At 61.2% G+C, this 26,813-nt stretch carries 23 protein-coding genes, 1 tRNA gene and 1 other RNA gene; 5 read left to right on the top strand and 20 right to left on the bottom strand.

The features are described 5' to 3' along the window. Window positions 1–103: 103 nt before the first annotated feature. On the bottom strand, window positions 104–940 hold the full coding sequence (locus AB4M76_RS09860) for a methyltransferase domain-containing protein (protein ID WP_368441656.1): 837 nt from the start codon (window positions 938–940) through the stop codon (window positions 104–106). Between the two features lie 298 nt (window positions 941–1,238). Here AB4M76_RS09860 and AB4M76_RS09855 point away from each other — a divergent pair, with 298 nt between their 5' ends. Beyond that, on the top strand, window positions 1,239–1,535 hold the full coding sequence (locus tag AB4M76_RS09855; protein WP_368441655.1) for an antibiotic biosynthesis monooxygenase: 297 nt from the start codon (window positions 1,239–1,241) through the stop codon (window positions 1,533–1,535). A gap of 78 nt (window positions 1,536–1,613) precedes the next feature. After that, on the top strand, window positions 1,614–3,083 hold the full coding sequence (locus AB4M76_RS09850) for an aspartate aminotransferase family protein (RefSeq protein WP_368441654.1): 1,470 nt from the start codon (window positions 1,614–1,616) through the stop codon (window positions 3,081–3,083). A gap of 338 nt (window positions 3,084–3,421) precedes the next feature. On the opposite strand, the gene AB4M76_RS09845 is transcribed toward AB4M76_RS09850, so the two are convergent. From AB4M76_RS09845 to AB4M76_RS09775, 15 genes are all read right to left on the bottom strand, one after another. After that, window positions 3,422–3,511, bottom strand: a tRNA-Ser gene (locus AB4M76_RS09845). 74 nt (window positions 3,512–3,585) lie between these two features. Next, the gene (locus AB4M76_RS09840) at window positions 3,586–4,308 is read right to left on the bottom strand and encodes an alanyl-tRNA editing protein (RefSeq protein WP_368441653.1); all 723 of its coding nucleotides are present in this window, start codon (window positions 4,306–4,308) and stop codon (window positions 3,586–3,588) included. Next, window positions 4,305–6,626 carry a DUF3772 domain-containing protein gene (locus AB4M76_RS09835; RefSeq protein WP_368441652.1) on the bottom strand — a complete coding sequence of 774 codons (2,322 nt, stop codon included), beginning with the start codon at window positions 6,624–6,626 and terminating at the stop codon, window positions 4,305–4,307. Before AB4M76_RS09835 ends, AB4M76_RS09840 begins: the two co-directional genes overlap by 4 nt. An 8-nt stretch (window positions 6,627–6,634) precedes the next feature. Continuing rightward, window positions 6,635–7,669, bottom strand: coding sequence for a cysteine synthase A (locus AB4M76_RS09830; RefSeq protein ID WP_368441651.1), 1,035 nt, complete (start codon window positions 7,667–7,669; stop codon window positions 6,635–6,637). A 14-nt stretch (window positions 7,670–7,683) separates the two neighbouring features. Then, a complete protein-coding gene (locus AB4M76_RS09825; RefSeq protein WP_368441650.1) occupies window positions 7,684–8,817 on the bottom strand; it encodes an NUDIX domain-containing protein in 1,134 nt (377 codons plus the stop codon). Between the two features lie 3 nt (window positions 8,818–8,820). Further along, window positions 8,821–9,261, bottom strand: a complete 441-nt coding sequence (locus tag AB4M76_RS09820; protein WP_368441649.1) for a TrgA family protein — start codon at window positions 9,259–9,261, stop codon at window positions 8,821–8,823. Between the two features lie 33 nt (window positions 9,262–9,294). Beyond that, on the bottom strand, window positions 9,295–10,506 hold the full coding sequence (locus AB4M76_RS09815) for a class I SAM-dependent methyltransferase (protein WP_368441648.1): 1,212 nt from the start codon (window positions 10,504–10,506) through the stop codon (window positions 9,295–9,297). A 72-nt stretch (window positions 10,507–10,578) separates the two neighbouring features. After that, window positions 10,579–11,997: a deoxyribodipyrimidine photo-lyase gene (locus tag AB4M76_RS09810; RefSeq protein WP_368441647.1), complete on the bottom strand. Its 1,419-nt coding sequence runs from the start codon at window positions 11,995–11,997 to the stop codon at window positions 10,579–10,581. Between the two features lie 60 nt (window positions 11,998–12,057). Next, the gene (locus AB4M76_RS09805; protein WP_368441646.1) at window positions 12,058–13,281 is read right to left on the bottom strand and encodes an aminotransferase class V-fold PLP-dependent enzyme; all 1,224 of its coding nucleotides are present in this window, start codon (window positions 13,279–13,281) and stop codon (window positions 12,058–12,060) included. A gap of 98 nt (window positions 13,282–13,379) precedes the next feature. Next, window positions 13,380–15,017, bottom strand: coding sequence for a BCCT family transporter (locus AB4M76_RS09800; RefSeq protein WP_368441645.1), 1,638 nt, complete (start codon window positions 15,015–15,017; stop codon window positions 13,380–13,382). Between the two features lie 188 nt (window positions 15,018–15,205). Beyond that, entirely contained in the window at window positions 15,206–15,631 is a 426-nt protein-coding gene (locus AB4M76_RS09795; protein ID WP_368441644.1) for an HIT family protein, read from the bottom strand. A gap of 66 nt (window positions 15,632–15,697) precedes the next feature. Continuing rightward, window positions 15,698–16,684 (bottom strand): acryloyl-CoA reductase, encoded by a 987-nt coding sequence (gene acuI, locus AB4M76_RS09790; RefSeq protein ID WP_368441643.1) that lies wholly within the window; start codon window positions 16,682–16,684, stop codon window positions 15,698–15,700. 34 nt (window positions 16,685–16,718) lie between these two features. After that, entirely contained in the window at window positions 16,719–17,822 is a 1,104-nt protein-coding gene (locus AB4M76_RS09785) for a dimethylsulfoniopropionate demethylase (RefSeq protein ID WP_368441642.1), read from the bottom strand. Window positions 17,823–17,992: 170 nt separating this feature from the next. Continuing rightward, window positions 17,993–18,628 (bottom strand): DUF1326 domain-containing protein, encoded by a 636-nt coding sequence (locus AB4M76_RS09780; RefSeq protein ID WP_368441641.1) that lies wholly within the window; start codon window positions 18,626–18,628, stop codon window positions 17,993–17,995. Window position 18,629: 1 nt separating this feature from the next. Beyond that, window positions 18,630–19,418, bottom strand: a complete 789-nt coding sequence (locus AB4M76_RS09775) for a DUF2182 domain-containing protein (RefSeq protein WP_368441640.1) — start codon at window positions 19,416–19,418, stop codon at window positions 18,630–18,632. 76 nt (window positions 19,419–19,494) lie between these two features. Here AB4M76_RS09775 and AB4M76_RS09770 point away from each other — a divergent pair, with 76 nt between their 5' ends. Next, window positions 19,495–20,223, top strand: a complete 729-nt coding sequence (locus tag AB4M76_RS09770) for a FadR/GntR family transcriptional regulator (protein WP_368441639.1) — start codon at window positions 19,495–19,497, stop codon at window positions 20,221–20,223. Between the two features lie 117 nt (window positions 20,224–20,340). Here the strand turns inward: AB4M76_RS09770 and ssrA are convergent. The 4 genes from ssrA to AB4M76_RS09750 all read right to left on the bottom strand — a co-directional run bounded on the left by ssrA (window position 20,341) and on the right by AB4M76_RS09750 (window position 24,688). Continuing rightward, window positions 20,341–20,692, bottom strand: a transfer-messenger RNA (tmRNA) gene (ssrA, locus tag AB4M76_RS09765). A 149-nt stretch (window positions 20,693–20,841) separates the two neighbouring features. Further along, window positions 20,842–22,155 carry an HlyD family type I secretion periplasmic adaptor subunit gene (locus AB4M76_RS09760; RefSeq protein ID WP_368441638.1) on the bottom strand — a complete coding sequence of 438 codons (1,314 nt, stop codon included), beginning with the start codon at window positions 22,153–22,155 and terminating at the stop codon, window positions 20,842–20,844. Continuing rightward, a complete protein-coding gene (locus AB4M76_RS09755; RefSeq protein WP_368441637.1) occupies window positions 22,155–23,696 on the bottom strand; it encodes an ATP-binding cassette domain-containing protein in 1,542 nt (513 codons plus the stop codon). Before AB4M76_RS09755 ends, AB4M76_RS09760 begins: the two co-directional genes overlap by 1 nt. Window positions 23,697–24,034: 338 nt before the next feature. Further along, on the bottom strand, window positions 24,035–24,688 hold the full coding sequence (locus tag AB4M76_RS09750; protein ID WP_368441636.1) for a TIGR02466 family protein: 654 nt from the start codon (window positions 24,686–24,688) through the stop codon (window positions 24,035–24,037). Between the two features lie 523 nt (window positions 24,689–25,211). Here AB4M76_RS09750 and AB4M76_RS09745 point away from each other — a divergent pair. Both AB4M76_RS09745 and AB4M76_RS09740 read left to right on the top strand, forming a co-directional pair. After that, window positions 25,212–26,039 carry a hypothetical protein gene (locus tag AB4M76_RS09745; RefSeq protein WP_368441634.1) on the top strand — a complete coding sequence of 276 codons (828 nt, stop codon included), beginning with the start codon at window positions 25,212–25,214 and terminating at the stop codon, window positions 26,037–26,039. Window positions 26,040–26,052: 13 nt separating this feature from the next. Next, window positions 26,053–26,760, top strand: a complete 708-nt coding sequence (locus AB4M76_RS09740) for a hypothetical protein (protein ID WP_368441633.1) — start codon at window positions 26,053–26,055, stop codon at window positions 26,758–26,760. Window positions 26,761–26,813: the final 53 nt, after the last annotated feature.

Raw genomic sequence — 26,813 nt, 5'->3', positions numbered from 1 at the left:
GAGCGACCGGGCATCGCCAGACCGGTCGCTTTTCCGTGCGCCGCCGGCAGAGAAGATCTCAGGCTAGATCGTCCGCCGACCTCTCAAGTTTCGTGAACGGCCCTTATTCCGCGACGACGGCCGAAGTGACCACCGCCGGGATCGGCACATCCCAGCTTGGACCAGCGCCATGGTTCTGCAGCACTTTCGCCACGACGGCAGCGCGGATCGCCGCTGCACATTCGGGCGGCTGAGGGCGCAGCAAGGCGCCGCCCCGCGCGGTGCCATGCAAGAAGAAATCATAAGGCGCGCCGGGATCCTGCACCTGCCACTTCGATTGCACAATCTCCTGGCGGCATTCGGCAAAGCCCGCCGCTTCCAGCACCGAAAAGGCCAGTTCCGGATCGGCATAGTCATTCGCCCCCGGCCCCGGCGGCAGGGCGATATCCGGCGAGCCATGCGCATCGATGGCACCAAAGACATAGCCAAACGCCGTATCCACCTCGGGCCCGCACCAGACCGAAAAGGCGATCCTTCCGCGCCGCCGCAAGACCCGTCTTACCTCCGCCAGAACCCGCGGCGGGTCCGGCACATGCGGCATGCCAAAGCCGATGGTCACGGCGTCATAAACCCCTCCGGCAAAGGGAAAGTCCATCGCATCCCCTTCGATGAAATGGGCCGCCGGCACGGCAGCGCGCGCCATGTTCAACATGGCAGGTGAAAAATCGAGCCCGGTCACCTTGGCCCCTGCCGCCGCCAAGCCCGCCGACACATTGCCATGGCCACAGCAGAGGTCGAGCACCTGCATGCCCGGCTCGGCCCGCACCGCATTGACCATGGTCGGCACCACCATATCGGCCGCTTTGGCAAAGACCTCAGCATAGGCCCGCGCAAGCTCCGCTCTGGCCCACTCCCGCCGTTCCAGAGCCGCGAACGTGTCGCTTTGAGGGGCTTCGGGCATCGTTACTCCTTTCGGTTTGCGGGCCAAGCAGCTTTCACGGCCTTGCGAAAAAACGAGGCCAGAAAGCAGCGCAACCGGCGAAGCGCGTCTCCGCTTGGATCAATGCGACCCCGGCATCAGGCAGGCGCTTTCGATCCCCACAGCGGGGCACCCACCCCAAAGGAGCATACCAGAAACCGGCCCGTTGAGGGATGGCAAACCACCGCAGCGCGGCGCAATCGCCCTGACAGCAGACAGAACCCTCTATCTGTGCTAGAGTCAGGGCAGTTTCTGGGACTGCTACGCTGGGGGGTGCGGCATGATCATGCGAATATTCCAAGTGGTGACGCGACCGGGGAAAGAGAAAGAATTCGCCACTTTCTTTTACGACACGGCCATTCCTCTGATGAAAAATACCGACGGTATCGTGAGCGTCTTGCCCGGCGCGCCGCGCAGCGAAAGCCCCCGTGAGTTCAGTTTCGTGATGATTTGGGCCGATCTCGCCGCCCTCAAAGCCTTTGTTGGGGAGGATTATGAGAGTCCGCATATAGACCCTGCCGAAGCGGAACTGGTCGAGTCCAGATCGATCAAACACTACAATCTGGTGGAGGGCTGACAGGAGCGCCCTGCCCTGCTGGCGCAGCAAGGCCGCCAGTGCGCTGAAACAGATCACGCGGTTGCATCGGAGAACGCCATGAATGAGACCTATCCGGTGAAGGAGGAGGAAAGCCTCGATCCGCCAGACTGGGATGAGATGCGCGATACCGCCTACAGGGTGGTCGACGATGCCATAGCGCATCTGCGCGACCTGCGCGACCGCCCCCTCTGGCAGGACATGCCCCCTGCCGTTCGTGCCTATTTCAAATCGCCCCTGCCGATGGCGCCAAGCCCGCTGAACGATGTCTATGCAGACCTACAGGCGAACCTGATCCCCTACCCGATGGGCAATATTCATCCCCGCTTTTGGATGTGGTATATGGGATCAGGAAGCTTTACCGGCGCGCTAGGCGAGTTCCTCGCAGCCATTGATGGCTCGAACCTCGGAGGGGGCAATTTCGCCGGCGCCCTGATGGACGGGCAAGTCATCGGCTGGCTGAAAGAAATGATGGGGTTTCCCGAGACAGCGGGGGGCACATTGGTCAGCGGCGGCTCCATGGCGAATATCCTGGGACTTACCGTCGCGCGCAATACCATGGCAGGAATTGATGTGCGCGCCGAGGGTATAGCTGCGCTGAAACAGCCGATGTCCTTCTACGGCTCGGATCAGATTCATAGCTGTCACCAGAAAGCCGTCGAGCTTTTGGGCTTGGGGAACAAGGCGCTGCGGCGCATACCAACAGATGCAGATCTGCGCATGGACCTCGGCGCACTCAGCGCGCAGATACGCCGGGATCGAGAAGAAGGCCGTCTGCCGGCCTGCGTGATCGCAACAGCCGGCACGGTCAATACCGGCGCGATTGACGATCTTCACGGTATTCGCCAGATCTGCGATGACGAAGGTCTGTGGCTCCATGTCGACGGTTGCATCGGGGCATTGCTGGCGATCGCACCCGATAACAGACATCGTGTGGACGGCATCGAAGGCGCAAACTCGATCGCACTCGACCCGCATAAATTGCTCCATGTCCCGTTTGAGGCCGGCTGTGCGTTGATCCGTGATGCAGGCCAGCACCGCGACGCCTTTGCCGTGCATCCCGAGTATCTCGAAGAGAAACCGCGCGGCATCGCCGCGGCGGAATACCTGCAGGACTATGGCCTACAGACGTCTCGGGGCTTCCGAGCCCTCAAAGTGTGGCTGATGCTGAGAGAACATGGGGTGGCGAAATTCGGCCGCCTCATCGATCAGAACATCTCGCAAGCCGCCTATCTGACCGGCCTGATCGAAGAGGACGCCAAGCTCGAACTGGCGGCGCCGTCGACAATCAACATCGTCTGTTTCCGCTATGTAGCCTCGGGCCTATCCACCGCCGCTTTGGCAAAGCTGAACACCGAGATCATGATCCGCCTTCAAGAAAGCGGTACCGCCGCCGTCTCGGACACGACGGTGCAAGGGCGCCACTGCCTGCGGGCCGCTTTGTGCAACCACAGGACAAGGCGAAGCGACATTCGGATGTTCATTCGCGAAGTGAAGTCGCTGGGACGGGAGATTTTGGAGACGGATTAGCGGGGGTGGTTTCAATAGGGATCCGGGTGGCTGAATGTAAATGAGCAAGAACCTTTGGGGCAAGGATTGCTCTGGTTGAATAGCTGGTCTTTGTCTGAGTCGTGGCCTAGGCGCCCGGACCCGAAGTGCTGAGCCAAGATGGCACATTCTATTTGTTCTTCAGGCTCTTAAACCCGATTCATTAAATCGGCGCAGTCATCAGCCTCAGAAAATATCGGATCTAAAAGACTGCTTCCCGCTTGGCGACCGGCGAAGTGCTCAGCCCTGTCCGCATCCCCCCAAAAGAACGAAAAATCCAGCTCTAGCCGACCTAAAAGAACGCGTTTCTGGGGGGATAATGGCGGAGCGACAGGGATTCGAACCCTGGAGACGGTCTCCCGCCTACACACTTTCCAGGCGTGCGCCTTCGACCACTCGGCCACCGCTCCGTTGATGCGGGGTTTAGCTTGGGGGCGGGAGGAGTTGCAAGAGCGAAATCCCCGGTTTTGGCGGATAATTTTTCTCAGGCATCAAGATGCACATAGACCCGGCGGTTGAGCCGGCCCTTTTTCTCGATCTTGCCCAGACGCAGCGCGCCGATTTCGCCGGTGCGGGCCACATGGGTGCCGCCGCAGGGTTGCAGATCAATGGGAGCTGTCGCCTCGCCGATCCGAACCAGGCGGATGTCGCCCCGGCCCCGTGGCGGGGCGACGGACATGGTCTTGACCAGTTCCGGGGCGTCGTCGAGTTCCTCTTCGGTGATCCAATCCTCGCTCACCTTGGCATCGAGCGAGACATAGTGGTTCAGCAGGTCTTCGAGGGCTTCGCGGTCCTGCGGCGCATCGGGCATGTTGAAATCAAGCCGCCCGTGCGTCGCCGAGATCTGCCCCCCGGTCACCGCCTCGGGGATCACCACGGACAGCAGATGCAGCGCAGTGTGCACGCGCATGTGTTTATGGCGGCGGTCCCAGTCAAGCTCCTGGGTGACATAGGCGCCCACGGGCGGCAGAGCGCGGGGTTCGGCGGGCACCAAGACAATGCCGCCGGTATCGCGGTCGCGCACGGTGGTGGCGATGCTGAGCTGCTGGTTGTCCCAGCTGATCCAGCCGCTGTCGCCGGGCTGGCCGCCGCCTGTGGGGTAGAACAGGCTGCTGTCGAGGATGATGCCGCCCTCGGGCGTCAGCGCTGCCACGCGGGCCTTGGCGTCGCGCAGATAGCTGTCTTCGCGGTAGAGTTCGCGGGTCATTCCTGTGGCTCCGACTGTTGGTGTTTCAGAACTTCCGGATTGCGCAGCCATAGATCGCGCTGTGCGAAGGGGATCTCGATCCCTTCGGCTTTGAACCGTTCGGCGATGGCATGGTTGATGTCGTTCTTGACCATCATCATCCAGTTCACATCGCGCAAATAGCAGCGCACTTCAAACTCCAGCGCATCGGCCCCGAAGTTGAGGAAAAGGATCGCGGGCGCGGGGTTTGCCAGCACGATGGGCTGCGCCTCGGCGATCTCTTGCAACAGCGCTTCCACCCGTTTCGTGTCCGTGCCATAGGCGACGCCCACGGGGACGATCAGGCGGCCCACGGTATTGCCCCGGGTGAAGTTCGTCACCGTGCCGCTGATCAGATCGGCATTGGGCACGATCACATCGGTGCGGTCAAAGGTCTCGATCCGGGTGGAGCGCACGGAGATGTCGCGCACATAGCCCATCTGGCCGCCCACTTCGATCCAATCGCCTTCGGAGATCGGGCGTTCGATCAGCAGGATGATGCCCGAGACAAAGTTCGACACCACGTTTTGCAGACCGAAACCGATCCCGACCGAAAGCGCCCCGGCGACATAGGCCAGCGCCGAAAGGTCGATCCCTGCCCCGGTGATCGCCAGCAGCGCGGCAAGGAAAATACCGACATAGCCAAGCCCCGAGACAATGGCGTTCTGGCCGCCGATATCCATCCGCGTCTTGGGCAGTACATTGTTGCGCAGCGCCCCCTGCACCGCGCGGGTCACGGCGTAGCCGATCACGAAGATGATCGCGAAAGACAGGAAATCGGTCGGGCGGATGCGCGTCTCGCCAAAGGAAAAGCCCCGGCTGAACAGCGCCCAAAGCTCGGTGAGGTCGGTCACCCGCGCGCCCCAGGCCAGCGCCATGAGCGGCAGCGACAAGAGCAGCAGCATCATGCCAAAGAGCACCGGCATCAGCGCCTCGCGCGCCTGCACCCCCTGCCCGGTCACCGCGCCATAAACATCCGCGAGGAACCGCTGCAAGGACATTACGAGGCCCAGCAGAACCAGCGTGGTCACATAGGGCGGCAGCAGCGAGACGGCGGCGTTGTAATAGCCGGTGACGAGCAGCAGCGGGGCCACCACGGCGACGATCACCGCCCCCAGCCCCAGCCCGCGCACGACGCGGCCGAAGGTCGAGCTGCGCATGTCTTCGCTCTCAGGCGTGTCGGTCTGCGGATCGGCATAGCTGCGCAGGATTTGCCCGATGCGGAAAAGGGCAAAGGCGCTCAGCAGCATCACCGGCAGGCGCAGCACGGCTTCGGTGGTTTCCGCCGGGGCATTGCCTTCGAAGATCGCCGCGATCAGCGCGCCAAGGATGATGGTGACGGTGATGATGCTGACGTAAAAGCGGATCGCCTTGCGCTGTTCGCGCGGCAGAAGAATAAGCGCCTCGTCCTCATCGCGGGAAAACACCCGTTCCGCGACCCAGCGAACGCCGAGCATGGCGCCCCCGATGACCGGCAGCAGACGCACCAGCGCATTGCCGCGCGGGCCGAGCAGACCGGTGGCATGGACCGCCATGGCAAGCAGGACCAACCCGCCCGTCGGCAGAATGATCCGCAAAAGCGACACCACAAAGCGCCAGATGCCAAAGCCGCGCGCGCCAAACTGTTGCAGGCGGTTGACGATCATGGTCGACCAATCATGGCCCTTGAAGATCAGAACCAGCCCCAGAATGCTCAGCAAAAGCACCGCAGGCAGGGAGCCGCGCAGGGTCTTGCGGGCCTCGGTGACGTCATCGGGCGCTTCGGCGGCGATGTCGCGGGCGGCGGCGCTCAGGTCATCCAGCGCGATGCGCCAATGGGCCGGGTTCAGCGGCGTGCCGACGACTTCGAGCAATTGCTCGGTCTGGCGGTCCCGCAAAGCGGTGTCGATCTGACCGATCAGCGCATCGGCCCGCAGAAACGCCGCTTCGGCCCGCTGCACCGGGGCCAGAAGCGTGTTCAACTGCTGCGTCAGCTCGGCCCGGTTGGCGGCAACTTCGGGCGGTTCGGGTTCTGCGTTTTCACCTTCGGGCGGCGTACCCAAAGCGGCGAGCTGCTCGCGCAGGGTCGCGATGCGGGTGGCATTCGCCCCCCGCGCCGCGTCAAACTTCTCGCGATACTCCACCAACCGGGCGCGGAGCACCTCCAGCATGTCTTCGGTGGTGTCGTCTGAATCCACCGCCTCTTCGGCGGTGGTGGCCAGCCTGTCCCACTCATTGAAATCGAGCGTTTCGGGGTCTTGGGCAAATGCCGCGCCGGTCAGCCAGACCAAGAGCGCGGCAAGGCTGAAAATACGTCGCATCACTGGGGTCATGTATCCTCAAATACGCCGGGGATGGATTGCGGGGCGCTGTCCAACCAGCCCGGTGTCGGCAGCCCCTTTTCGCGCAGGAATTCGGGGTTGAAGAGCTTGGACTGATAGCGCGTGCCAAAGTCGCAGAGCACCGTCACGATGGTATGGCCGGGCCCCATGTCGCGCGCCATGCGGATCGCACCGGCCAGATTGATCCCCGATGATGCGCCCAGGCAAAGCCCCTCATGTTCCAGCATGTCAAAGACCTCTGGCAGGGCTTCCGCGTCGGGGATGTTATAGCTGAAATCGGGGGTGAAACCTTCGAGGTTCGCGGTGATCCGCCCCTGCCCGATGCCTTCGGCAATGGAACTGCCCTCGGCCTTCAACTCGCCTTCGGTATAATAGCTGTGCAGCGCCGCCCCATCCGGGTCCGCCAGCGCGATCTTGACGCCCTTGGGCTGAAGCGCCATCGCGACGCCCGCCAATGTGCCGCCAGAGCCCACGGCGCAGCAGAAGCCATCGACCTTGCCGCCGGTCTGCTCCCAGATCTCGGGGCCGGTGGTTTCAATATGCGCCTGCCGGTTGGCGGTATTGTCGAATTGATTGGCCCAGATGACACCCTCGGGCGTGGTTTTCGCCAGTTCCTTGGCCAGCCGTTCGGAATAGCGCACAAAGTTGTTGGGGTTCTTGTAAGGCGCGGCAGGGACCTGCACCAGTTCCGCCCCCGCCAGCCGCAGCATGTCCTTCTTCTCCTGAGACTGCGTCTCGGGGATCACGATCACGGTCTTGAACCCCATCGAGGCGCCGACCAGCGCAAGCCCGATGCCGGTATTGCCCGCCGTGCCTTCGACGATCGTGCCGCCGGGCTTCAACTCGCCGCGCGCGATGGCGTCGCGGATGATGAACAGCGCCGCACGGTCCTTGACCGACTGGCCGGGGTTCATGAACTCCGCCTTGCCCAGTATCTCGCAGCCGGTTTCCTCGCTCGCCCGGCGCAGCCGGATCATCGGCGTGTTTCCAATGGCCTCGGCCAGATCAGATGCAACAAGCATAATAGCCCCCAATATCAAGTTGCTTCCGGTGTAGCCTCCGCCTCTTCAGACCTCAAGCGGTCACGGTGGCGGGCCAGCCAATAGGCGCTTGCAACCAAAGGCGCATTGGCAAGCGCCTGCGCATCAGCCAGCGCCATCAGATCGCCAAAGGACATGAGGTGAGAGCGGATATCCTCATGCTCTGACGCCAGACCCCCGGTGCCCGTGACCGCGTCGGGCAGATCGGCCAAGCCCACGAAGATGTGAAAGAACTCGGTCGCATTGCCGGGGGAGGCATAGACATTGCCCACGGGCTCCAGCCGCCCAAGCGCGATCCCCGCTTCCTCCTGCGCCTCGCGCCGCGCGGCCTGCTCCGGGCTCTCGCCGACATCGATATGGCCCGCGATCGGCTCCAGCTGCCAGCAGGTCTTGTCGCCCCGCGCCAAGGGCCCCATGCGCAGCTGCTCGACCAGTAGCACGCGGTCGCGGCGCGGGTCATAGGGCAGCACCAGCGCCGCATCGGCGCTGACGAAAACCGCGCGCTCTACCTGCGGGGACAGGCCGCCGGCGAAGGTTTCATGGCGCAGGTCGAATTCATCCAGGGCAAAGAAATTCGCGTAGACCCGTTCGCGGCGGGCAATCTCGATCTTGCCATTGAGCGTCCCCGGATCATGGCGCCCCTGCTCTGCCAGCACCCGCTGGTGGGCGCGGCGGCGGATCATCGGGAACATGGCATCGACCTCGGCCCGCGGCTTCTGGCCCATATAGCCCATCACCTCGCGCGCCGCATGGCAGGAAAGCGCGGCCCAATCGGCCTCCCAGGCGCTCAGCGACCACGGCCCGGCCGCTTGCCACCGCCCCGGCTGCGGCAGATAGACCTCGGCCCCCTGCCCGTCGGCGAGCGTGAGCGGCAGCAGATCATAGTCAAAGGCGCCCTCGTAGAAATCCAGCCGGGCGATGTCCTGCGCGCTCAGCCCTCGGATCAAGAGCCCCTCCGCCTGCGCGCCGGGTTCGGCGGCAATCGTCGGGAAGGGCCCTTCGGCTGCGGCAGAGACCCGGTAGCCGGGCAGCACCGCCGGGCTGAGATCAATGCCGGAGGCCTCTCGCCCCAGCACAATTTCGAGCAGCGGCAAATGCCGCAACGAGCCGTAAATAAACAGATTTCGCATAGATCAGGGCCAACGGTTATAAGCAAATTCAGTGAGCAACCCGCAGATAACAGCGCCCACGACAAGTGCAATGGCGATTGGCAGCGTGGCCACCATCAGCCCATATTCCGCGGCGATCTGAAACACCGCCACCAAAGCCTCAAAGGGATCGTCATAGCGGTTGCGCATCGCCCGGCGGAACATCTCATAGGCTGCCTGCACGCCGATCCCCCAAAGCATCAGCACAAAGGCACCGGCAAAACCGTTGTTGATCGCCGCCGTCGTGCCCCGCCCTGCCCGCGCGCCCATCACCGTCCAGCCGATGCCCAGCCCCAGCACCATATTCAGCGGCACGAAATAGCCGAAATCCGTGCTTTCGGGCATCAAGGGGATGACCATCCCCGACAGGACAAAGGCCAAGGCCGAAAGACAGACGGCCCCCATAAGTCTTGCGGCACTCGGCATTTTCCGGCTCCTCGCGGTCTTCCCGCGCGGTCTCTAGGCGGGTCGCCGTACCGTAATCTGCGTCACGTCGCAATTGCCACTGTCAAATGTCGCCGCGCAGGAAGTGAGGTAAAAATTCCACATCCGGCGAAAGCGCTCGTCAAAGCCGAGTTCGGTGATCTCACCCCATTTGCGGTTAAAGGTCTCATGCCAGCGCCGCAGCGTGATGTCATAGCTTTTGCCAAACTCGATTGAGCGGTCCACCACCAGCCCCGCGCGTTCCACCTGCTCGCGCAGCGCCGAGGGGCTGGGCAGCATGCCGCCGGGAAAGATGTATTTCTGAATGAAATCCACGCCGCGTTTATAGACCTCCCAACGTCTGTCGGCCACGGTGATGATCTGCAATGTCGCGGCCCGGCCCGGTTTCAGCCGCTTGCGCAGCGTGTCGAAATAGACCGGCCAATATTGCTCGCCCACGGCCTCGAACATCTCGATGCTGGCGATGCCATCATAGCTGCCGGGCTCATCGCGGTAGTCTTGCAATTTGATCTCGACCATGCCCGAAAGCCCTGCATTTGCAATGCGTTCCCGCGCATAGTGAAACTGCGCCCGGCTGATGGTGAGCCCGGTGACCTTCAGCCCCCGCTCGGCCGCCGCATATTCGGCAAAACCGCCCCAGCCGCAGCCGATCTCAAGCACATGATCACCGGGACGGACCCCCATTTGATCGACCATGGACCGGTATTTCGCCCGCTGAGCCGCTTTCAGTGACATCTCGGCCCCCTCGTCGAACAGCGCCGAGGAATAGGTCATCGTGTCGTCCAGCCAAAGACCGTAGAAGTCATTGCCCAGATCGTAGTGCTGGCCGATGTTGCGCTTGGCCTGTTTGCGGTTGTTGCGTTGCAGCCAGAAGCGGAACTTCTCCAGACCGCGCAGCAGCCCTTGGCCGGGAAACCCGTCATAGACCATCTCATTGCCCGCATGGACCAGATCCATGAAAGCCTGAAGATCGGGCGTGGACCACCATTCATCCAGATAGGCATCGCAAAAGCCCAGATCGCCTTCGCGGATCAGCCGCGCGAAGAGGTCGGGGTTGTGAATGCGCAATTCCGCCATAGGTCCGGGCTTGGCCCCATCGGCACGAAACCGGCGGCCATCGGGAAGGATGAAATCCACCCGCCCATGCTGCATCTGCTGCGCGAGGGCGAAGACATGGGAAAAGTAACGTGGCAGATCTCTCTGCCCCTCGGTGGTCTTCAGATACATGCAGAGGCCCGTTCGATGGATGGCGCGTGAAAGAAGACTAACTCCCCCGCCCCATTTGACAAATGTTTATGGTTAACGATTGCGATAGGCGTCAAGCGCGCGTTCCCGGCCTTCGGAGAGATCGACGATCGGGTCGGGGTAATCGTCCTCGGGCGACATCTTCCAACGCCGGGGGATCGCGTCGAAATAGGTCAGCGCATCCTCGCTGGGGGCGGCCCGCCCTTCGGCGATCCAGCGGCGGGTGTAGGCGCGGTCCTTGTCAAAACGGTCGAGCTGGGTTTCGGGGTTGAACACCCGAAAGAAGGGCGAGGCATCCGGGCCAGAACCGGCGGCCCATTGCCAGCCCATCGCATTATTGGCCGGGTCCCAGTCGATCAGATGCTCTTCGAACCACTTCTGGCCAATCCGCCAATGGCACATCAGATGTTTGGTCAGATAGCTTGCCACGATCATCCGGCCCCGGTTGTGCATCCGCCCGGTGACCTGCAACTCGCGCATCGCGGCATCGACAAAGGGCACCCCGGTGCGCCCCTGTTTCCATGCCAGCACTTCGGCGCGGCGCTCGTCTTCGTTCCAGGGGAAGGCATCCCATTCCTCGCGCCAATTTTTGTCGACGATCCGCGGCGTGTGATACATCAGGTGATAGGCAAACTCGCGCCATGCCAATTCCTTGAGAAAGGTCTCGGCCCCGCGCTTGCCCTCCTGCATCGCCCGCTGCCCCGCGTGCCAACATTGCGCGGGGGTGATCTCGCCATAGGTCAGATGTTCCGACATGGCCGAGGTACCGTCTTCGCCGGGCCGGTCGCGGCTGTCGGCATAATCGTCGACGATATGCGCCATGAAAGCGCCCAGCCGCGCCTGCGCCGCCGCCGCGCCCACCCGGGCAAATGGCCGCACCACATCGCGCCCGCGCTGCATCTCGGCGTCCATCTGCCAATCGTCGAGCTGGTCACTCTCGGGCCAAGTCTGGGGCGCGGGCATGTCACTTGGGGTCGAGAGCGGCTCGGCCACATCGCGGCCGCGCACCGTTTTCCAATAGGGGGTGAAGACCTTGTAATAGCCGCCGGTCTTGCTCTCCACGGTCCAAGGCTCGAACATCAGGTGACCGGAGAAACTACACGCCTCGATAGCGTCGTCCTGCAGCGCTTCCTTGACCCGGCTGTCGCGGTCCTTGGCGGCGGGATCATAAAGCCGGCTCCAATAGACCGCCCCGGCGCCGGTCTTTTCAATCACCGCGCGCAGCTCTTTGAGGGCATCGCGCCCGCGGCGCAGGACCAACCGGCTGCCCTTCTCCTCCAGCGTTTCCGTCAGACAGGCCAGCGCCAGCCCCAAACGGAACTTCGGCGCCGCGCCCAGAGCCTCGGACTGATCGTCGTGAATGAACAGCGGAATGACCGGACGCCCGGTCTGACAGGCCGCGGTCAAGGCTGGATGGTCGCTCAGCCGCAGATCGCGGCGGAACCAGATGATAATCGGGGAAGTCTCGCTCACGGTCGGGTCAGGCTCCTATGCTGATCCCGAAACATAGCGCCCCCGCCTCCGCGTCAAGGCTTAGAGCAGATCATCCAGCGCGTTCAGCAGCTTATCCATCTCATCCTGCGTCGTGTAATGGGTGAAGCTGAGCCGCAGCACGCCCTTGTCCTGCGGCACATTCATCGCCTGCAAGGCCCGGCCCGCGTAGAAATCACCGCCCCCCGCCATGATGCCGCGCGCGGCCAAAGCCTGTGCCATCTCGGCCCCCGGCCGGTCCAGCGCCAGCGCCACTGTGGGTGCACGCCGAGCCGCATCTGTCGGCCCGATCACCCGCACCGAATTGCGCGCCGCCATGGCGTCGAGCAGCGGTTGCAGCAGCGCAGTCTCATGCGCGCGCATTGCGTCATGCACCGCCACCCCCCGCGCCGTGGCACCAGCATCGCCACCGATGTGATGCGCATGGAAGGCATCGACATAATCCGCCATCCCCGCGCTGGCGGCGACCTGCGCATGGTCCGGCCCGGCGGGCGTAAACCGTTTGTAAAGCACATCGCCATTGAAGTGATGCGCCTGATTGGGCAGCAGGTCTGCCAGCGCGCGGCGGATCACCATCAGCCCCTGATGCGGGCCAAAGGTCTTATAGGCCGAGAACAGGTAAATATCCGGCCCAAGCGCGCCCACATCGGCGAAACCATGCGGTGCGTAGGACACGCCGTCGACGCAGACAAAGGCCCCGGCGGCATGGGCCAGTGCCGTGATCTCGGTCACCGGGTTGATCTCGCCCACCACATTGGAGCAATGCGGGAAGCAGACCAGCCGCACTTTCTCATCCAGCAGGTTTTCGAGCGCCAAAGGATCCAGATGCCCGGTTTCCGGATCGACCTGCCATTCGCGGATCTCGATCCCCCGCTCGGCCAGGCGTCGCCAGGGGCCAGAGTTCGCCTCATGGTCCTGATTGGTCACCACAATCGCCTCACCCGGCTGCATCATCTGGCCAAAGGCCTGCGCCAATACATAGGTGTTCTGCGTGGTCGAGGGGCCAAAGCTCAGCTCATCGCTTTCCACCCCAAGGATCGCCGCCATGCGGCTGCGCGCCTCGTCCATCTCGGCCCCGCCGGCCTGACTTGCCGCATAGGCGCCATAGGGCTGCACCTTGCGTTGGCGGTAAAAGCGCTGCAACCGGTCAATGACCTGCTGGCAGGTGTAAGAGCCACCGGCGTTCTCGAAAAACGCCTGCCCCTCCAGGCTCGGCTCGGCGAAGGCGGGAAACTGGGCGCGGACCCATTCGGAATCAATATTCATGGCGGGAAGGTCCAATGCTCCGCCGCTAAGGTCAAGTGATGAAACGAAAACGGCGGCTCCGATGAGCCGCCGTTTCCCTTGTCAGACTGAAACGCGCCTTAGCGAATGTTGCGCTCGTCCTGTAGCCCGCGGAAGATGCAGTAGCACATGAAGAGCAAGAGCAGCGTGAAGAGCAAGCCGGTGGAGATGACCATCGACTGCAGCGCCGCGAGGCCACCGCCGATCAACAGCGCAATCGCCACGGCCCCTTCAAAGATGCACCAGAACACCCGCTGTGGCACCGGTGCGTCGACCTTGCCGCCTGCGGTGATCGTGTCGATGACCAGCGACCCCGAATCCGACGAGGTGACGAAGAACACCACCACCAGCACGATGCCGATGAAGGAGGTGATCGAGGCCAGCGGCAGTTGATCCAGCATCTTGAACAGCTGCAGCGGCAGACCCGCATCCTGCGCGCCGGTGTAGCCGTCGTTCAGCACCTGATGGATCGCCGTGCCGCCGAAGATCGACATCCAGAGCACGCAGACCATCGAGGGGATCAGCAGCACGCAGATCACGAACTCCCGCACCGTGCGGCCGCGGCTGACGCGGGCGATGAACATGCCCACGAAAGGTGACCAGCTGATCCACCATGCCCAGTAGAACGCCGTCCAGCCTTGCTTGAAGTTCACGTCCTCACGGCCAAAGGGATTGGCGAGCGCGGGCAGGTATTCGATATAGGCCACCAGCGAGTTCCAGAAGAACGTCAGCAGGAACACGGTCGGCCCCACGATCAGCGTGAACAGCGCCAGCAGTGCCGCCAGCCCCATGTTGATCTCGCTCAACACTTTCACCCCGCCATCAAGGCCGCGCAGAACCGACACCAGCGCCACGGCGGTGATCAGCGAGATCAGCACGATCTCGGAGGTCTGGCCGATCGGCACGCCAAAAAGCTCATTCAGACCGGCGTTCGCCTGCGTGGCCCCGAGACCCAGCGAGGTCGCCAGACCAAAGAGCGTGGCAAAAACCGCAATGGTATCGATGATATGCCCGGGCCAGCCCCAGACACGCTCCCCCAACACCGGGTAGAACGCCGAGCGGATCGTCAGCGGCAAACCTTTGTTATAGGTAAAAAGCGCCAGCGCCAGCGCTACCACGGCATAGATCGCCCAGGGGTGCAGACCCCAGTGGAAGATGGTCGCCGCCATGCCAAGCCGCAGCGATCCGGTCTCGTCGCCGGTGGCCGCGCCGAGCGGTGCCCAGTCTGTCCGCATGTTGTTTTCAGTGGTGATCTCTCCCATCGAGGTCGAGAAATGTGTCAGCGGCTCCGACACGCCGTAAAACATCAGCCCGATGCCCATGCCCGCGGCGAAAAGCATCGCGAACCAGCCCAGATAGGTGTAATCCGGCAGCGCCTCATTGCCGCCCAGGCGCACCTTGCCATAGGGCGTCACGATCAGCAGCAGCGAGAAGATCACCACCAGATCCGCCGCCCCGATCAAGAACCAGTCAAAGTTCTTGGTGGTAAAGTTGAACATGGCCGAGAAGATCTCGCCGGCCTGTTCCGGCAGCGCGATCGTGTAGAACACGAAGACCACCACGGCGATCCCTGAAATCAGGAAAACCGGGTTGTGAATGTCGAGCCCGAAGGGCCCGATCTGCCGTTCAATATTATCCTGACCGATCTCGTAATCGGTATCGATGACATCCGCCTTCCCTTCCGGTTCGGGGATGCCCTGCGTACCCGCATCGCTCATTTTCTGTTCCCTCTATGATGACGGATCGCCACGCGGCTGCGTGGCATCCGTTCTTATGGTCCATGGGCAACAGGATAGAGAGTTCAGCCTATGGGGCAAGCATTTGCTGCCAAGCCTTAGGAGAATCTTGGAAATTCGGCTTGCCTATTGGCGGGTCAGACGCGGGTCAGGCAAAGGTCAGACCGCGGTCACTCCGTGCCAAGCGCGGCCTTGATTGCATCGGCCTGCTCGCGGATGCGGTCCATGTCGCCCTGCACGCCGGGCGGGCGCAGCTGGTCGCCTTCCTTGCGCGGCAGGATGTGGAAATGCAGGTGAAACACCTCCTGCCCGCCTGCCGCTTCGCTGAACTGCTGCAAGGTGATCCCGTCGGCGCCAAAGGCCCGCAAACAGGCTTGCGAGACTTTCTGCACCGTCACCATACAGGCCGCGAGCTGCGAGGGGCTGGCGTCCAGCATGTTGCGGCAAGGGGTCTTGGGGATCACAAGGCAATGCCCCTCGGCGCGCGGCATGATGTCCATGAAGCAATAGGTCTCCTCGTCTTCATAGACCTTGAAGCTCGGGATCTCATCCCGCAGAATCTTGGCGAAAATATTGCTGTCGTCATAGCGGGCCATCATGCTCTCCTTTAGGCGCTGCGGGCGGTGGGCCTATTAACCACACCGCCCGCCCGGTCCGCAATATCAGGCGTTTACGTCAACGACCACACGGCCCTTGATCTGCCCGTTGAGGATATCGGCCCCGAGCTTCGGCAGATCGCTCAGCGTTGCCGGTTGCACCATCGCCTCCAGCTTATCCATCGGCAGATCCTTGGCAATCCGCTCCCAGGCGCGCAGACGGTTGTCATAGGGCTGCATGACCGAGTCGATCCCCAAGAGGTTCACGCCCCGCAGCAGGAAGGGGATCACGGTGGCCGGCAGCGCGGCCCCCCCGGCGAGGCCCACGGCGGCAACGCTCGCGCCATATTCCATCTGCCCCAGCACCCGCGCCAACATCGCGCCGCCCACGGCATCGACACAGCCGCCCCAGGTCTCGCCTTCCAGCGGACGTTTGACCGTCTCGTTGATCTCTTCCCGCGCCACGATCCGGCTCGCGCCCAAGTCCTTGAGATAGCTCTCCGTCTCAGGCCGCCCGGTGACCGCCGCGACCTCATGGCCGAGCTTGGCAAGGATTGCTGTGGCCACCGAGCCGACACCGCCGGCGGCGCCGGTCACCAGCACCGGACCCCGTTTGATCCCATGATCCTCCAGCGCCATCACGGCCAGCATCGCGGTGAAGCCCGCCGTTCCCACCGCCATCGCCTGCCGCGTGTCCAACCCCTCGGGCAGCGGCACCAGCCAGTCCGCCTTCACCCGCGCCTTTTGCGAATAACCGCCCCAATGCGCCTCGCCCACGCGCCAGCCGGTCAGCACAACCTTGTCGCCGGGATTGTAACGGTCGTCGTCGGACCGCTCCACCGTGCCGGCAAAGTCGATCCCCGGCACATGCGGGTAGTTCCGCACGAGACCGCCGCCCGGCCCGATGCAGAGCCCGTCCTTATAGTTCACCGTGGAGTATTCGACAGCGACGGTCACCTCGGCGTTGGGCAGATCATCTTCGCTGATCTGGGTCACCTCCGCCTTGGTCTTGCCCTCGTCATCCTTGTTTACCATCAATGCGTTAAACGCCATTCTTCATCTCCTATCCTAAGTTCATCCGAGCCGGTTACAGCCAGAACCCGTCTCGCACCAAAACGTCGAACCGCCCCTCTGGCGTCTCGACCTGCAACTCTGTCCCCGGCGCCCAATGTGTCATCCGCAGCATGCCGATGGCCACATTAACCTCGAAATCCGGCGACCAGACCGCCGAGGTCACCTGCCCCACCTGCTCTTCCCCCGCCAGCAGCGGCCACGCCCGATCGCAAAGCGGCACTTTGCCCCCGGTGATCTCCAATGGTCTGATCTGCTGGGTCGGCCTGCTTTTGCCCGCCCGCAACAGCGCGTCGCGCCCGATGCAGCCAATTGCGGTCTCAGGTCTGCACAGCGCCCCCAGCCCGCATTCATAGGGCGTGTTGTCGGCGGTCATGTCATTGCCATAGCTCAACAACCCCCCCTCGATCCGTTCAATTAGGTTCGGGCAACCGGCCCGCACGTCCAGATCCGCGCCCGCCTCAAACAAAGCATGCCACAGCGGCATGGCGCGGTCGGCGCCCTCGACATAGATCTCGAACCCGCCCTGTCTGGAATAGCCCGACCGCGAGATCACCATCTCGCGCCCCTGAAAATCGAACCGCCCAAAACGGAAGAACCGCAGGTCAGCGACCGCATCGCCAAAGACGCGTTTCATCAGCGCATCGGCCTTCGGCCCCTGCACCGCGGCAAGGTTCACATCCGGCTCACCGATCAGAACATCGAGTTGAAAGCCGTAGCCTATCCCCTTGACCCACAACAATAAGTCACTGTCGGCGATGGAGATGGACCAGTGATCTTCTTGTAATTTCAGCGCCAGAGGGTCGTTTAACATGCCCCCGGTCTCATCGGTGATCGGGACATAGACACATTGCCCCGGCTCCACCGCACTCAGATCGCGCGGGGTCAGCATTTGCATCAACCGCCCCGCGTCCGGCCCGCGCAGTTCCACTTGCCGCTCACAGGCCACGTCCCAGACCTGCACCGCGGATTTCAGGTGGTGGTAATCCGCCTCTGTGCTCTCGAAAATCGTGGGCAATAACATGCGGTTATAGACGGTATAGGCTTTCACCCCCGCCGCTTCGACGCCTTCGGAAAACGGCGTGCGTCTGATGCGGCGCGAGGGGGAAAGCTCTGCCATTACAGGGTCTCCGGCATGAAGGTCAGGTCCGTCACTTGCACCTCTTCTCGCGTGGCGAGGATCGGGCCGATGGGGCCGCCCCAATCCTCTGTTAACTTTGCTTCATCCATTGCTTCAAGTTTATGACGCAAATCACTGGAAACGCGTAGTATTCCTGCGCGCCCAAGGGATCACTTTGCCGCGCCGTGCCAATCAATCGCACAGACCTCGGCTGACTTGCCGCCGAAATCCCAGACACGGCCATAGTCCCGCACTTTGGATTTCACGCCCCGCGCGGCAGCGATATTCGGCCCCATCCAGTATTTGGAGTTGCTGATCATCACCGGCTGGTCCGGCTCTGCGCCCGCCAGCATTTCGATCTCGCCGTTGATCTTGCGGCCAATGTTAATAACCCGGCGATTGCCGTCGCGGATGATCTCGACCGGTGCGCGTTCGGCGCCCATGATCTCGCTCACCAGCATGGTGAAAAGCCCCGTCGTGCCGCCTGCGGCACCGGAGAAAATCTTCAACAGCCCGTCATAGGCGACTTCGGAGGCGCGCTCATCCACATAGGCGGCAACCTTCCAATTACCCTCGCCCATGCGTCCGGGGATATCAACCAGCAGACCAACATTCAGCCCGGCCAGATCCTCGCCCTCGAAATGGCCTTCGTCGATGACGATCCCCATCCATGCGTGGCAATGGCCTTCGGTTGGCAGATGCGCGCCGAGGCTGACCACACAGGGGCAGAAGACGTCGCAGGAGCAGTTCAGGATCAGCTCGCCCTTGATCGCCCAATCGGCCGGTGTCATCTCTCTGTTTGGCATATTAACCTCCTGTTATCATAGGCCAGCCCGCCACGACGCCTGCGCCGAGGATCAGGGTAAAGCCCATTGGTTTTGTTACGTAATGTCCGATTTGCGGCAGTTTCTCGACCACCATGAAAAGCGTCGCCAGCCCCATCCAGGCAAGGTTCATCACCCCGCCGGCAAAGCCCAGCAGCATGAAGCCCCAACAGCAGCCCGCGCAGAAGGCGCCGAGCCCCAGCCCCATGCGGAACCCGCCTACCGCGCCGGGGCGCCAATGGCCCAGGAAATACATCATCGGCGAATGGCAAACACCGTGGCAAACCTCCTTGGCGCGGGTGAATTGGAAGAGGCCCACGGCGAGCAGCAGCGCCGCCGCGGTCCAGCGCGATTTGGCGATGCCCAGCATGTCGATCACCCCCGCGTGCAGCAGCAAAAGTTGCACCCCGGCCGCACCGGCGGCAAAGGCCAGCCAGACCGCGAAATACCCCGCAAGCACCGCAAGCCACCCGGCCCGCGTGCCATTGGCCGAGGCCATAAGGTCTTCGTAGGCGCGCAGCGTCGGCACCATCGTGGGCACCATCATCGCGGCCATCATCGCACCCCACATGGCAAAGAGCGGCCAGAACCGCGCCATCGGCATATACATGTCCATGCCTGGATCCATCTGGCGCATCCGCTCGCCCATTGCGCCGGGGCGGCCCAGCAGGTCGACGTCCATCTGCATGGCCATGGAATACATCATCCACCAAGCGCCGAGCACGAGGGCAAAGAACCCCAGCCACATCGTGGATCGCACCATCCCTGCCATCTTGCCCTCCCCTGCAAGTTGTTGCGAAATTAATGTCAGACAATTAAGATGGTCGCAAACATTAAATGTAAGACATATGAAAATCGATCCGAAAAGCCCCGCCGACCTCTCGGCTCAAATTGCCGCCGCGATCCGCGATGCCATTGTCGAAGGTCGTCTGATCGTCGACCAGCGCCTGCCGTCAGAGGCGGAACTGGCCGAGCAGTTCGACGTCTCCCGCCCCACGGTGCGCGAGGCGCTCAAACGGCTCGCGGCGCAATCGCTGATCCGGACGCAGCGCGGGGCCACGGGCGGGGCGTTTGTCAATCGGTTGAGCTTTCCGGATGCCTACGCGCAGCAGATCACCACCTCGACCCTGCTTTTGTCGATGAATGCGGTGAGCTTCGAGACCGCCTGCGAGGCGCGCTATGCTTTGGAGCGCGCCTGCGGCGCGCTTTCTGCCGCACGCCGCAGTGCCGACCACCTTGCCACGATGCGCGCCGAGATCCACCGTCAAGGCCAGCCCGGTCTGACCGATGAGGCTTTCTGCGCCTCTGACGTGGCCTTTCACCGCGCGCTGGTCGATGGCGCGGGCAATCCGGTGTTGAGCTATCAGCTTGCCGGGGCGGTCGAAGCGATGCAGCCGCTAATGAATATGATCACCTTCACCGCCCGCGACCGCGCCCGCATCATCGCGTTGCACGAAGATATTGCCAATGCGATAGAGGCAGGTGACGGCGATGGGGTGACGGCGGGGCTTACTGCGCTAGAGGCAGAGACACAGGCGCTGGCTAAGGCGGTCTTTGAGGCCCGCGCTGCGAAGTAAGTTTGGCGTCTGGGCTAATTATTTTGGCCGAGGCGCTCTGCCGCGTGACTCCGGGAGCCGGTTCCAGCATGCGAGCGATACCAACCGAAAACGATACAAATTTTACATGGATGTGAAAGTGCAGGTTTCTGTTGCCAGGTACCTGCGAACCCCGCCTTAGGTCGCTAAACCGAAGGAGTTAGATTTCAGTCATTGAAACCGCTTACGCGGCCATCATAACTGGAGCACTATTGTCATTTGCAATTGTACATTTTGTACCGATAACGGTGGTAACTCACCGAGACAAAGCAACTTCTTTAGACGTCCGTCGACCCTAATTCAGCCCCTCAGTTCCCCCCAAATGAAGGGGATATTGGTGGAGCTGGGGGGAATCGCACCCCCGTCCGGCCCGCTTATTACAAGCGCCTTTATGTCCATAGTCCCGAAGGACATCCCATATATACAGCAAACACCCTGTTGTTTCAAGGGTCGTGCGTGATTTTCGAGGTCTCTTAGGTGGGTCTTTCGGGGAGTGGTGCGGACTGCGGGGATGAACTGGATGCCAATCGCCCTAACAGGGGACTTGGTCACCCCCCTACCCCGACCTGCCCCAAGCCAACGCGCCAGATCGGGGTGTGCCTAGACATCCCGGAAAGCGCGGTCAAAATAGACCAGTAGCGGCCGCAGGACGTAATTGATTGGGGTTCGGCTCTCTGTGGAGAGAAAGGCGTCGACGGGCATCCCGGGCAGCAGAACCTTCCCATCCAGCTTGGCGAGCTCTTCCTCCGGCAAGACCAGAATGATCTCGTAATAGGTCTTTCGGCTCGAGGGGTCTGTGAAGACATCCGCCGAGATCTGCTTGACCTCACCCAGCACCAGCGGGGTGTTTCGTCCGCTGAACGCCTTGAACTTCAGCGTGCCAGTTTGGCCCACATGCACCTGATCGATATCTGTATCGCGTATCTGAACCGCGACAAAGGTCGGCGCGGTGTCGGGCACGATCTTCATCAGCGTTTTCGCCGCGACCACGACAGAGCGCACCCCCTGCAGCTGGTTGTCGTGGATCCGGCCGGAAATCGGGGCGCGGATCTCAAGCCGGGACAATTTGTTAAGGAGGGTCGCGCGCTGCTCAAGCAGTTTCGTACGCTCCGGGCGGAGCTTGCTGAGTTCCGCCACGGCCAATTCGCTCGCCTTGGGCTTGATCGTATGACGTTTCAGGTTGATCTCAGAGATCTTGCCGCGCAGTTCCGCGACATGGGCCTTCAACCGGCCAATCTCTCCGCTCACCGTGACCCGCATTTTCTGGGTGTTGAACATCACGTCCTGTTTCAGCAATTGACGATCAGCGAGCGATTTCAGGCGGTCTAGCTCCGTGACGATAAAAGACATCTCGGTTTCCCGGCTCGCGATCTGCGCTGCCAGCCCGTCGATCTGCGATCGGACTTGGGTCACCTGCTCATCCAGCAGCCGGGATTCAGCGGCGAGCGAGGCGTAATGCGCGTCGAGCTGACGGCGCTGACGGTTCAACAAAGCCTCGATGGAAGGCCGCTCATGAGCCGCTTCGTCCAGCAGCGTATGTGTTGCCAATTCCCGACGGTCATCAAGGACCGCTTCGAGCCGCGCGATATTGGCGAGCACTTCAAACAGGTTATCCTCAACGACAGAGAGATCCGAGCGCATGTCCTTGTCTTCCAGCCGGACCAATATGTCGCCCGCTTTCACCTGATCCCCGTTGGTGTAGCGAATTTCTTCGACCACCCCGCCCACCGGGTGCTGCACGGTGGTCATCGTCTGCGATACTTTGATCGTCCCCTTGCCGATAACCGCGCCGGAAATTCTGGCATTGACCGCCCAAGCACTGGTGAGCGTGCCCAGCACCAAAAGCGCGCAGAGGCTCAGCAGAAGCGGGTAGCGCGCGCTCCAGGTGATGCGATGGGAGCCATCTTTTGCCATCAGGCGTTTCCTGCAAGGGCGGTTGTCTCACTCAGCACCGCAACTTTCGAAGGGGGTTTGGTGCTGGCCGGTTTTGCCCGGTTCAAGTTCTGCGCACGCACCCGCTTCGACTCGCCGAGCCGACCGTTCGCCAGATTGAAATGAAGGTAGTCGTATTCCAGATTGAGCGAATTGCGCGCCAATGCCAGAACCACGGTCCCCTGTTTCAGCAGCCCATCCATCAGCTTGTCCATCGTCTCGGGAAGACGCTCAAAGAGCATCCGATCCGGTTCATCGAGAACCAGCACCTTGGGTTCATGGTAAAGCGCCCGCGCCCAGGACAATTGTTGCCGCTGGCCTTGCGAGAGGGTCGATGCACAGGGGTCCAGCACGGTCTGATAGCCCTGCGGGAGCTGGCTGATCCAGCCATGCAGGCAAACCTTTCGCGCCGCCTTGGAGACTTTCTCGGGCGTGATCTCCGGGTCCAGTCTGGAGATGTTCTCGGCGATCGTGCCGGCGATAAACCGGGGGTTCTGAGGCACATAGCCAATCGCGGCCCCCAATTCGGCATCGGTCATACGCGCCACATTCGCACCATCAAGGGTTATCGTCCCCGAGGTGGTCCGCGCGATCCCGCAGATGGCTTTGGCCAATACCGACTTGCCCTGCCCGGAGGTGCCGCAAACCTGGGTCAGGCTTCCGGGGGCGAGCTGCATTGTGGCCTGCCGCACGACCATCGTCCCGTCCAGCGGTGACTTGACTGAAACGCCGCGCAGGGAAAGCCGAACCCGTTTGTTGGGCGGGGCTGTCAGGAATGGCTCGGATGTCGCCACATCCCATTTCGCGAGGATGTTCTTCAGGCGCCGCCAATTGCTGAGCGCCTCGAATATAGCCGGTACGGTGCTTGCAAATGTGTTCACCGGCACCAGGACGCGGGTCACCAGAAAGGCGCAGGCGACCATGGCACCCACCGTCAATTTACCCTCCAACACCAGATAGGCGCCGGACGCCAGGACGGCATAACGGGTCACCAACAATGTGGTCGAGGACAGTTGGTCAAACCATGCCACCCAGTCCCGCAGGGCAATCGCGGAATCCCGGCTGTCTTCGCGCGCCCGCATCCAACGGTCCTTATAGCCGGTGCTCATCCCCTGCCCGCGCACGGTTTCGCGGGATGCAATGACCATTTTCTTGAGCTCGCCAATGCGGTTTGAGCAGTCTTTATTGCGGTCCTGCCGCCCTCCGACAAAGCCTAGACGAATGGCAACGAGCGTAACCATCGCGATAAGCCCGGCGAGACAGACATAGCCCAATATGGGATGCAGCACGAAAACCACCGCCACGAACATCGGTGTCCAGATTAAATCCATGACGGAAATCAACCCGCCGGAATGGAAAAAGCCGCGTAAGACATCGGCTTCATCCAATCCGACAGCCGGTTTGGATTTCCCCTCCGGAAACATCGAGCCCTGCTCCGCCGCTCCCAATATCGTATGTTCCAGCCGTTCCTGGAATTGCGCAGCAAAACGCGCGATAATGCGCTTTCGTGCAAAGTCCAGCATTCCCAGGGTAATAATAAGCGCCGTTACCATAAGCAGCAGCGCGAATAGGGTTTCTTGTGAGCGCGAGGTTAATACCCGGTCGTAAATGAGAACAATGAAAAGCGGACCTGCGAGACGAAGCACATTTACAAAGAAGCTCAATGCGAATGAGACCCAAAGCAAAAAACTGCCTTTTCTCAGTGCGGCCCGTGCAGAATTTTCTAGCTTGCCGTTTGCCATAATGATATCTTCTTCCCAGTGCGCGGGCTTACGCCCACGCACCCCTCTGTGCGAAACAGGTTTCGCAGCCGTCGTTAATTTATTGTTGCTCTATCTTGCCGTTTGGCAGTGGTGATTTGTCAGGCTTTGACCTGGCTAAGATTAAAGCTAATGATAATCCGGTTCGCCGCGTCGCCGGTTTCCGTGGACATATTCGGATCGACCCCGTGATATAGCCAGCTTGGGAAGATCAGCATGCGTCCGGCTTGCGGCATGAACCGCACTTTGGTCCAATAATCGCGTTGCCGTTTCGCATTCGGTTTGTAGCGTGGCTGATTCATCAAATGCATCGTGCGTGGTTCGATGAATTCAATACGGCCGCAATTCTCCGGCGCTTGAATATAATAGACCCCGCTCCAGAGACAGCCCGGATGAACATGCGCCCGGTTTGCAGCCCCCGGGGCATTGATAATCGACCACATTGTGCCGATTTTCAGCTTTTGTTTGGGATCATAGCCCATCGCCTCCGACATGCGGGCGCTCGCCGTGTCGCAAAGGTTCACGATATCCGCATACTCAGGTCTTCTATGGAGGTCACTTTTGCTATGCCATCCGCCAAGTTCAGAGAAATTAGAGCGCGTAATTCCGGTCCGATCAATCTCTCGTTCGGCGTAGATCATCTTGCGGAGTTTGTCGTTGAGCTCTTCAGGTTCAGGCACGTCAATCTGGAAGATTGTGGTTGGGAAATACGTGCGCTTGGCGAATTTAATTTCGTCGACGTCGTCAAAAGCCATTGTCTAGTCCCCTTGAAGCCAAAATGAGATCGCCGCTTAAAAATAGCGGATTCGGCCAATCCGAAGTGCAGGCGACCTGCATAGGTGGTTGAAATGAAGCAGATAAATTAAGCTACCACGATGTTAACGCGACGTAAACTTTTTTGTGCTTGATGCACCGCCCTCGATGCTGTAACGGCGATTCTATCCCAAGAACTTTTTTCGGTATTTTTGGATTATTTGAGATATTGAAAAGTTTCATTAGGATAGCCTGCGGTGAATCCCTATTTCGGCCGCAAAATCGCCCCATTCCATGTGTCAATAAAAGAGCGTGAAACGGGTTAATTTCAGCGTTATCTCGCGCTTTGCAGCCTCTGCGATCTTTGAGTTCGTTTCTATGCGGGGGCGGTTGAGACAGGCGGATGACGATTCGACCGGCGGATTAACGCGGTTGAGTCGGCGGCTTGGGCGTAGCATCGCCGTCACCTCGGCCAGCCGCGATTGAAAAGCTGGAAATGAAAGAATTCTGTAGTATGCTAACCTGATGGATACTTTAAATTCTTTCGCACGCATCCTCGCGGTGAGCGGTGTTCTCGCTTTTCCATTCGGACAGACCGCTACAGCCGAGCCGCCCTATGATGATACGGTTGGCACGGTTTTCGACATTATCACGCGCAGCGATCCCACGACCTTTATCTGCCTGAAGGCGTCAGGCCGCGGTGAGCGGCAAATCTGGGACAAGCGGGTCGATGGGGAGCCCGTGGTGACGGCCTATCTTTTTCAGGCGCATTATTCCGATGGCACGAATATCGAGATCGCCATCAATCCCGAATTTGGGTCGCAAGAGGTCGCGCAGGCTCAGGCGCTTCGATTTGCCGAACCGCTGGGCCGTCTGCCGACAGTGTTGCGGGAGGGCATCGAGAAATTCAGCCTGCACAAGGGTGATCGCGGGTTTCACGCGGGCAGCGGACAGGTGGTTTTCTACGCCGGCACAGCCAGTGAGCGCGAAAGCTATGCCCATTTGGAAGAAAGCCTGTTTCATGAGGCGGTCCATGCCTCATTGGACGAAGAGCACCGTCTGGCCCCGGAGTGGATTAAGGCGCAAGAGGCTGATGGGAGGTTTCTCACCGGCTATGCGGAGCGCAGCCCCGACCGTGAAGATCTGGCAGAATCCGCGCTTTTCGCCTTTGCCATCATGCATTTTCCAGAACGTTTCCCGCCAGCGGATACTGACGATGTGCTCGCGACCATACCGCATCGGTATGCCTATATCCGGAAACATCTGTTCCCGACCGACAAGCCGCTGACCTGGCAGGTCGCCCCGCCGGCGGGTTGTTCTGATTGTGCCGCTGGTTCTTGCGTCGATGGCTAAGACCGGCGCCACGATGGCCGACTGGTTAGCGCATAACGGTCTGACGCCGGCGCTGTGTCTGTCGATCCTTCAGTCTCATCCGGATTTATCGGCGGCCACTGAAGTTGAGCGGGGGTTTGACCCGACAGACTATTCAGCGGAGGCGGTTTGGAAAATTTGCGCCACAGCAGCTGGCGCCAGACTGCCGGAGATTGAAGACGCCGTACTTACGGTCTTTAACAAGGCGCAGGTGAACTTCTCTCCTGATCGAGACCGTTACCCCCGTGCCTTTACTCTGCACGATAACGGGCGGGGGCTGCCCTATATCTCCTGTCCATGGCAAGGATGCCAAAACGATCTGTTGACGCTCGCGCATGAATTTGGCCATGCTCTGCAGATTGTAGCGAGCGAAGAGCGCGCGATGCCGCCGGTCCTGAGGGAAACCTGCGCAAGTCAATCCGAATTATGGCTTATCGCGGAACTCGGAAAGAGCGATCCCCGGCTTTCGCAGAAGCTGGCGAATGTATTTGAATCTCGGGCGCATTATACTTTTGTGGAGGATGCCCCCGCGCTACACGCCGCATTGGCGGATCCAGATCGGCCATACCAATATCAATGGAACTACCCGTTGGCGCAAAGCCTTGCATGGCGGTTTGAGCAAAAGCTTGAAGATGAAATGCTGGTGTCTGTCTTTCAAAGCCTTCGATCAATCGAAGAGCTGGCGGCCAAACTGAACCTCTGAGACTTGACCTGGTGAACAAGAAAAAGGCCGCGCCTCGAAAGGCGCGACCAACT

It is taken from the genome of Sulfitobacter sp. PS-8MA, assembly GCF_040933935.1.
Classification (GTDB): domain Bacteria; phylum Pseudomonadota; class Alphaproteobacteria; order Rhodobacterales; family Rhodobacteraceae; genus Sulfitobacter.
This window is presented reverse-complemented; position numbering and strand designations above follow the sequence as displayed.

Excerpts from the sequence above, each read along its gene's own strand:
- AB4M76_RS09775 (WP_368441640.1), bottom strand. The coding sequence starts at position 19,418 with ATGGCAGGGATGGTGCGATCCACGATGTGGCTGGGGTTCTTTGCCCTC.
- AB4M76_RS09795 (WP_368441644.1), bottom strand. The coding sequence starts at position 15,631 with ATGGCCCGCTATGACGACAGCAATATTTTCGCCAAGATTCTGCGGGAT.
- AB4M76_RS09830 (WP_368441651.1), bottom strand. The coding sequence starts at position 7,669 with ATGCTTGTTGCATCTGATCTGGCCGAGGCCATTGGAAACACGCCGATG.
- AB4M76_RS09815 (WP_368441648.1), bottom strand. The coding sequence starts at position 10,506 with ATGTATCTGAAGACCACCGAGGGGCAGAGAGATCTGCCACGTTACTTT.
- AB4M76_RS09820 (WP_368441649.1), bottom strand. The coding sequence starts at position 9,261 with ATGCCGAGTGCCGCAAGACTTATGGGGGCCGTCTGTCTTTCGGCCTTG.
- AB4M76_RS09750 (WP_368441636.1), bottom strand. The coding sequence starts at position 24,688 with ATGGCTTTTGACGACGTCGACGAAATTAAATTCGCCAAGCGCACGTAT.
- AB4M76_RS09760 (WP_368441638.1), bottom strand. The coding sequence starts at position 22,155 with ATGGCAAAAGATGGCTCCCATCGCATCACCTGGAGCGCGCGCTACCCG.
- AB4M76_RS09740 (WP_368441633.1), top strand. The coding sequence starts at position 26,053 with ATGGCCGACTGGTTAGCGCATAACGGTCTGACGCCGGCGCTGTGTCTG.
- AB4M76_RS09770 (WP_368441639.1), top strand. The coding sequence starts at position 19,495 with ATGAAAATCGATCCGAAAAGCCCCGCCGACCTCTCGGCTCAAATTGCC.
- AB4M76_RS09850 (WP_368441654.1), top strand. The coding sequence starts at position 1,614 with ATGAATGAGACCTATCCGGTGAAGGAGGAGGAAAGCCTCGATCCGCCA.
- AB4M76_RS09840 (WP_368441653.1), bottom strand. The coding sequence starts at position 4,308 with ATGACCCGCGAACTCTACCGCGAAGACAGCTATCTGCGCGACGCCAAG.
- AB4M76_RS09755 (WP_368441637.1), bottom strand. The coding sequence starts at position 23,696 with ATGCTGGACTTTGCACGAAAGCGCATTATCGCGCGTTTTGCTGCGCAA.
- acuI (WP_368441643.1), bottom strand. The coding sequence starts at position 16,684 with ATGGCGTTTAACGCATTGATGGTAAACAAGGATGACGAGGGCAAGACC.
- AB4M76_RS09860 (WP_368441656.1), bottom strand. The coding sequence starts at position 940 with ATGCCCGAAGCCCCTCAAAGCGACACGTTCGCGGCTCTGGAACGGCGG.
- AB4M76_RS09805 (WP_368441646.1), bottom strand. The coding sequence starts at position 13,281 with ATGAATATTGATTCCGAATGGGTCCGCGCCCAGTTTCCCGCCTTCGCC.
- AB4M76_RS09785 (WP_368441642.1), bottom strand. The coding sequence starts at position 17,822 with ATGGCAGAGCTTTCCCCCTCGCGCCGCATCAGACGCACGCCGTTTTCC.
- AB4M76_RS09855 (WP_368441655.1), top strand. The coding sequence starts at position 1,239 with ATGATCATGCGAATATTCCAAGTGGTGACGCGACCGGGGAAAGAGAAA.
- AB4M76_RS09835 (WP_368441652.1), bottom strand. The coding sequence starts at position 6,626 with ATGCGACGTATTTTCAGCCTTGCCGCGCTCTTGGTCTGGCTGACCGGC.
- AB4M76_RS09825 (WP_368441650.1), bottom strand. The coding sequence starts at position 8,817 with ATGCGAAATCTGTTTATTTACGGCTCGTTGCGGCATTTGCCGCTGCTC.
- AB4M76_RS09780 (WP_368441641.1), bottom strand. The coding sequence starts at position 18,628 with ATGCCAAACAGAGAGATGACACCGGCCGATTGGGCGATCAAGGGCGAG.
- AB4M76_RS09745 (WP_368441634.1), top strand. The coding sequence starts at position 25,212 with ATGGATACTTTAAATTCTTTCGCACGCATCCTCGCGGTGAGCGGTGTT.
- AB4M76_RS09800 (WP_368441645.1), bottom strand. The coding sequence starts at position 15,017 with ATGAGCGATGCGGGTACGCAGGGCATCCCCGAACCGGAAGGGAAGGCG.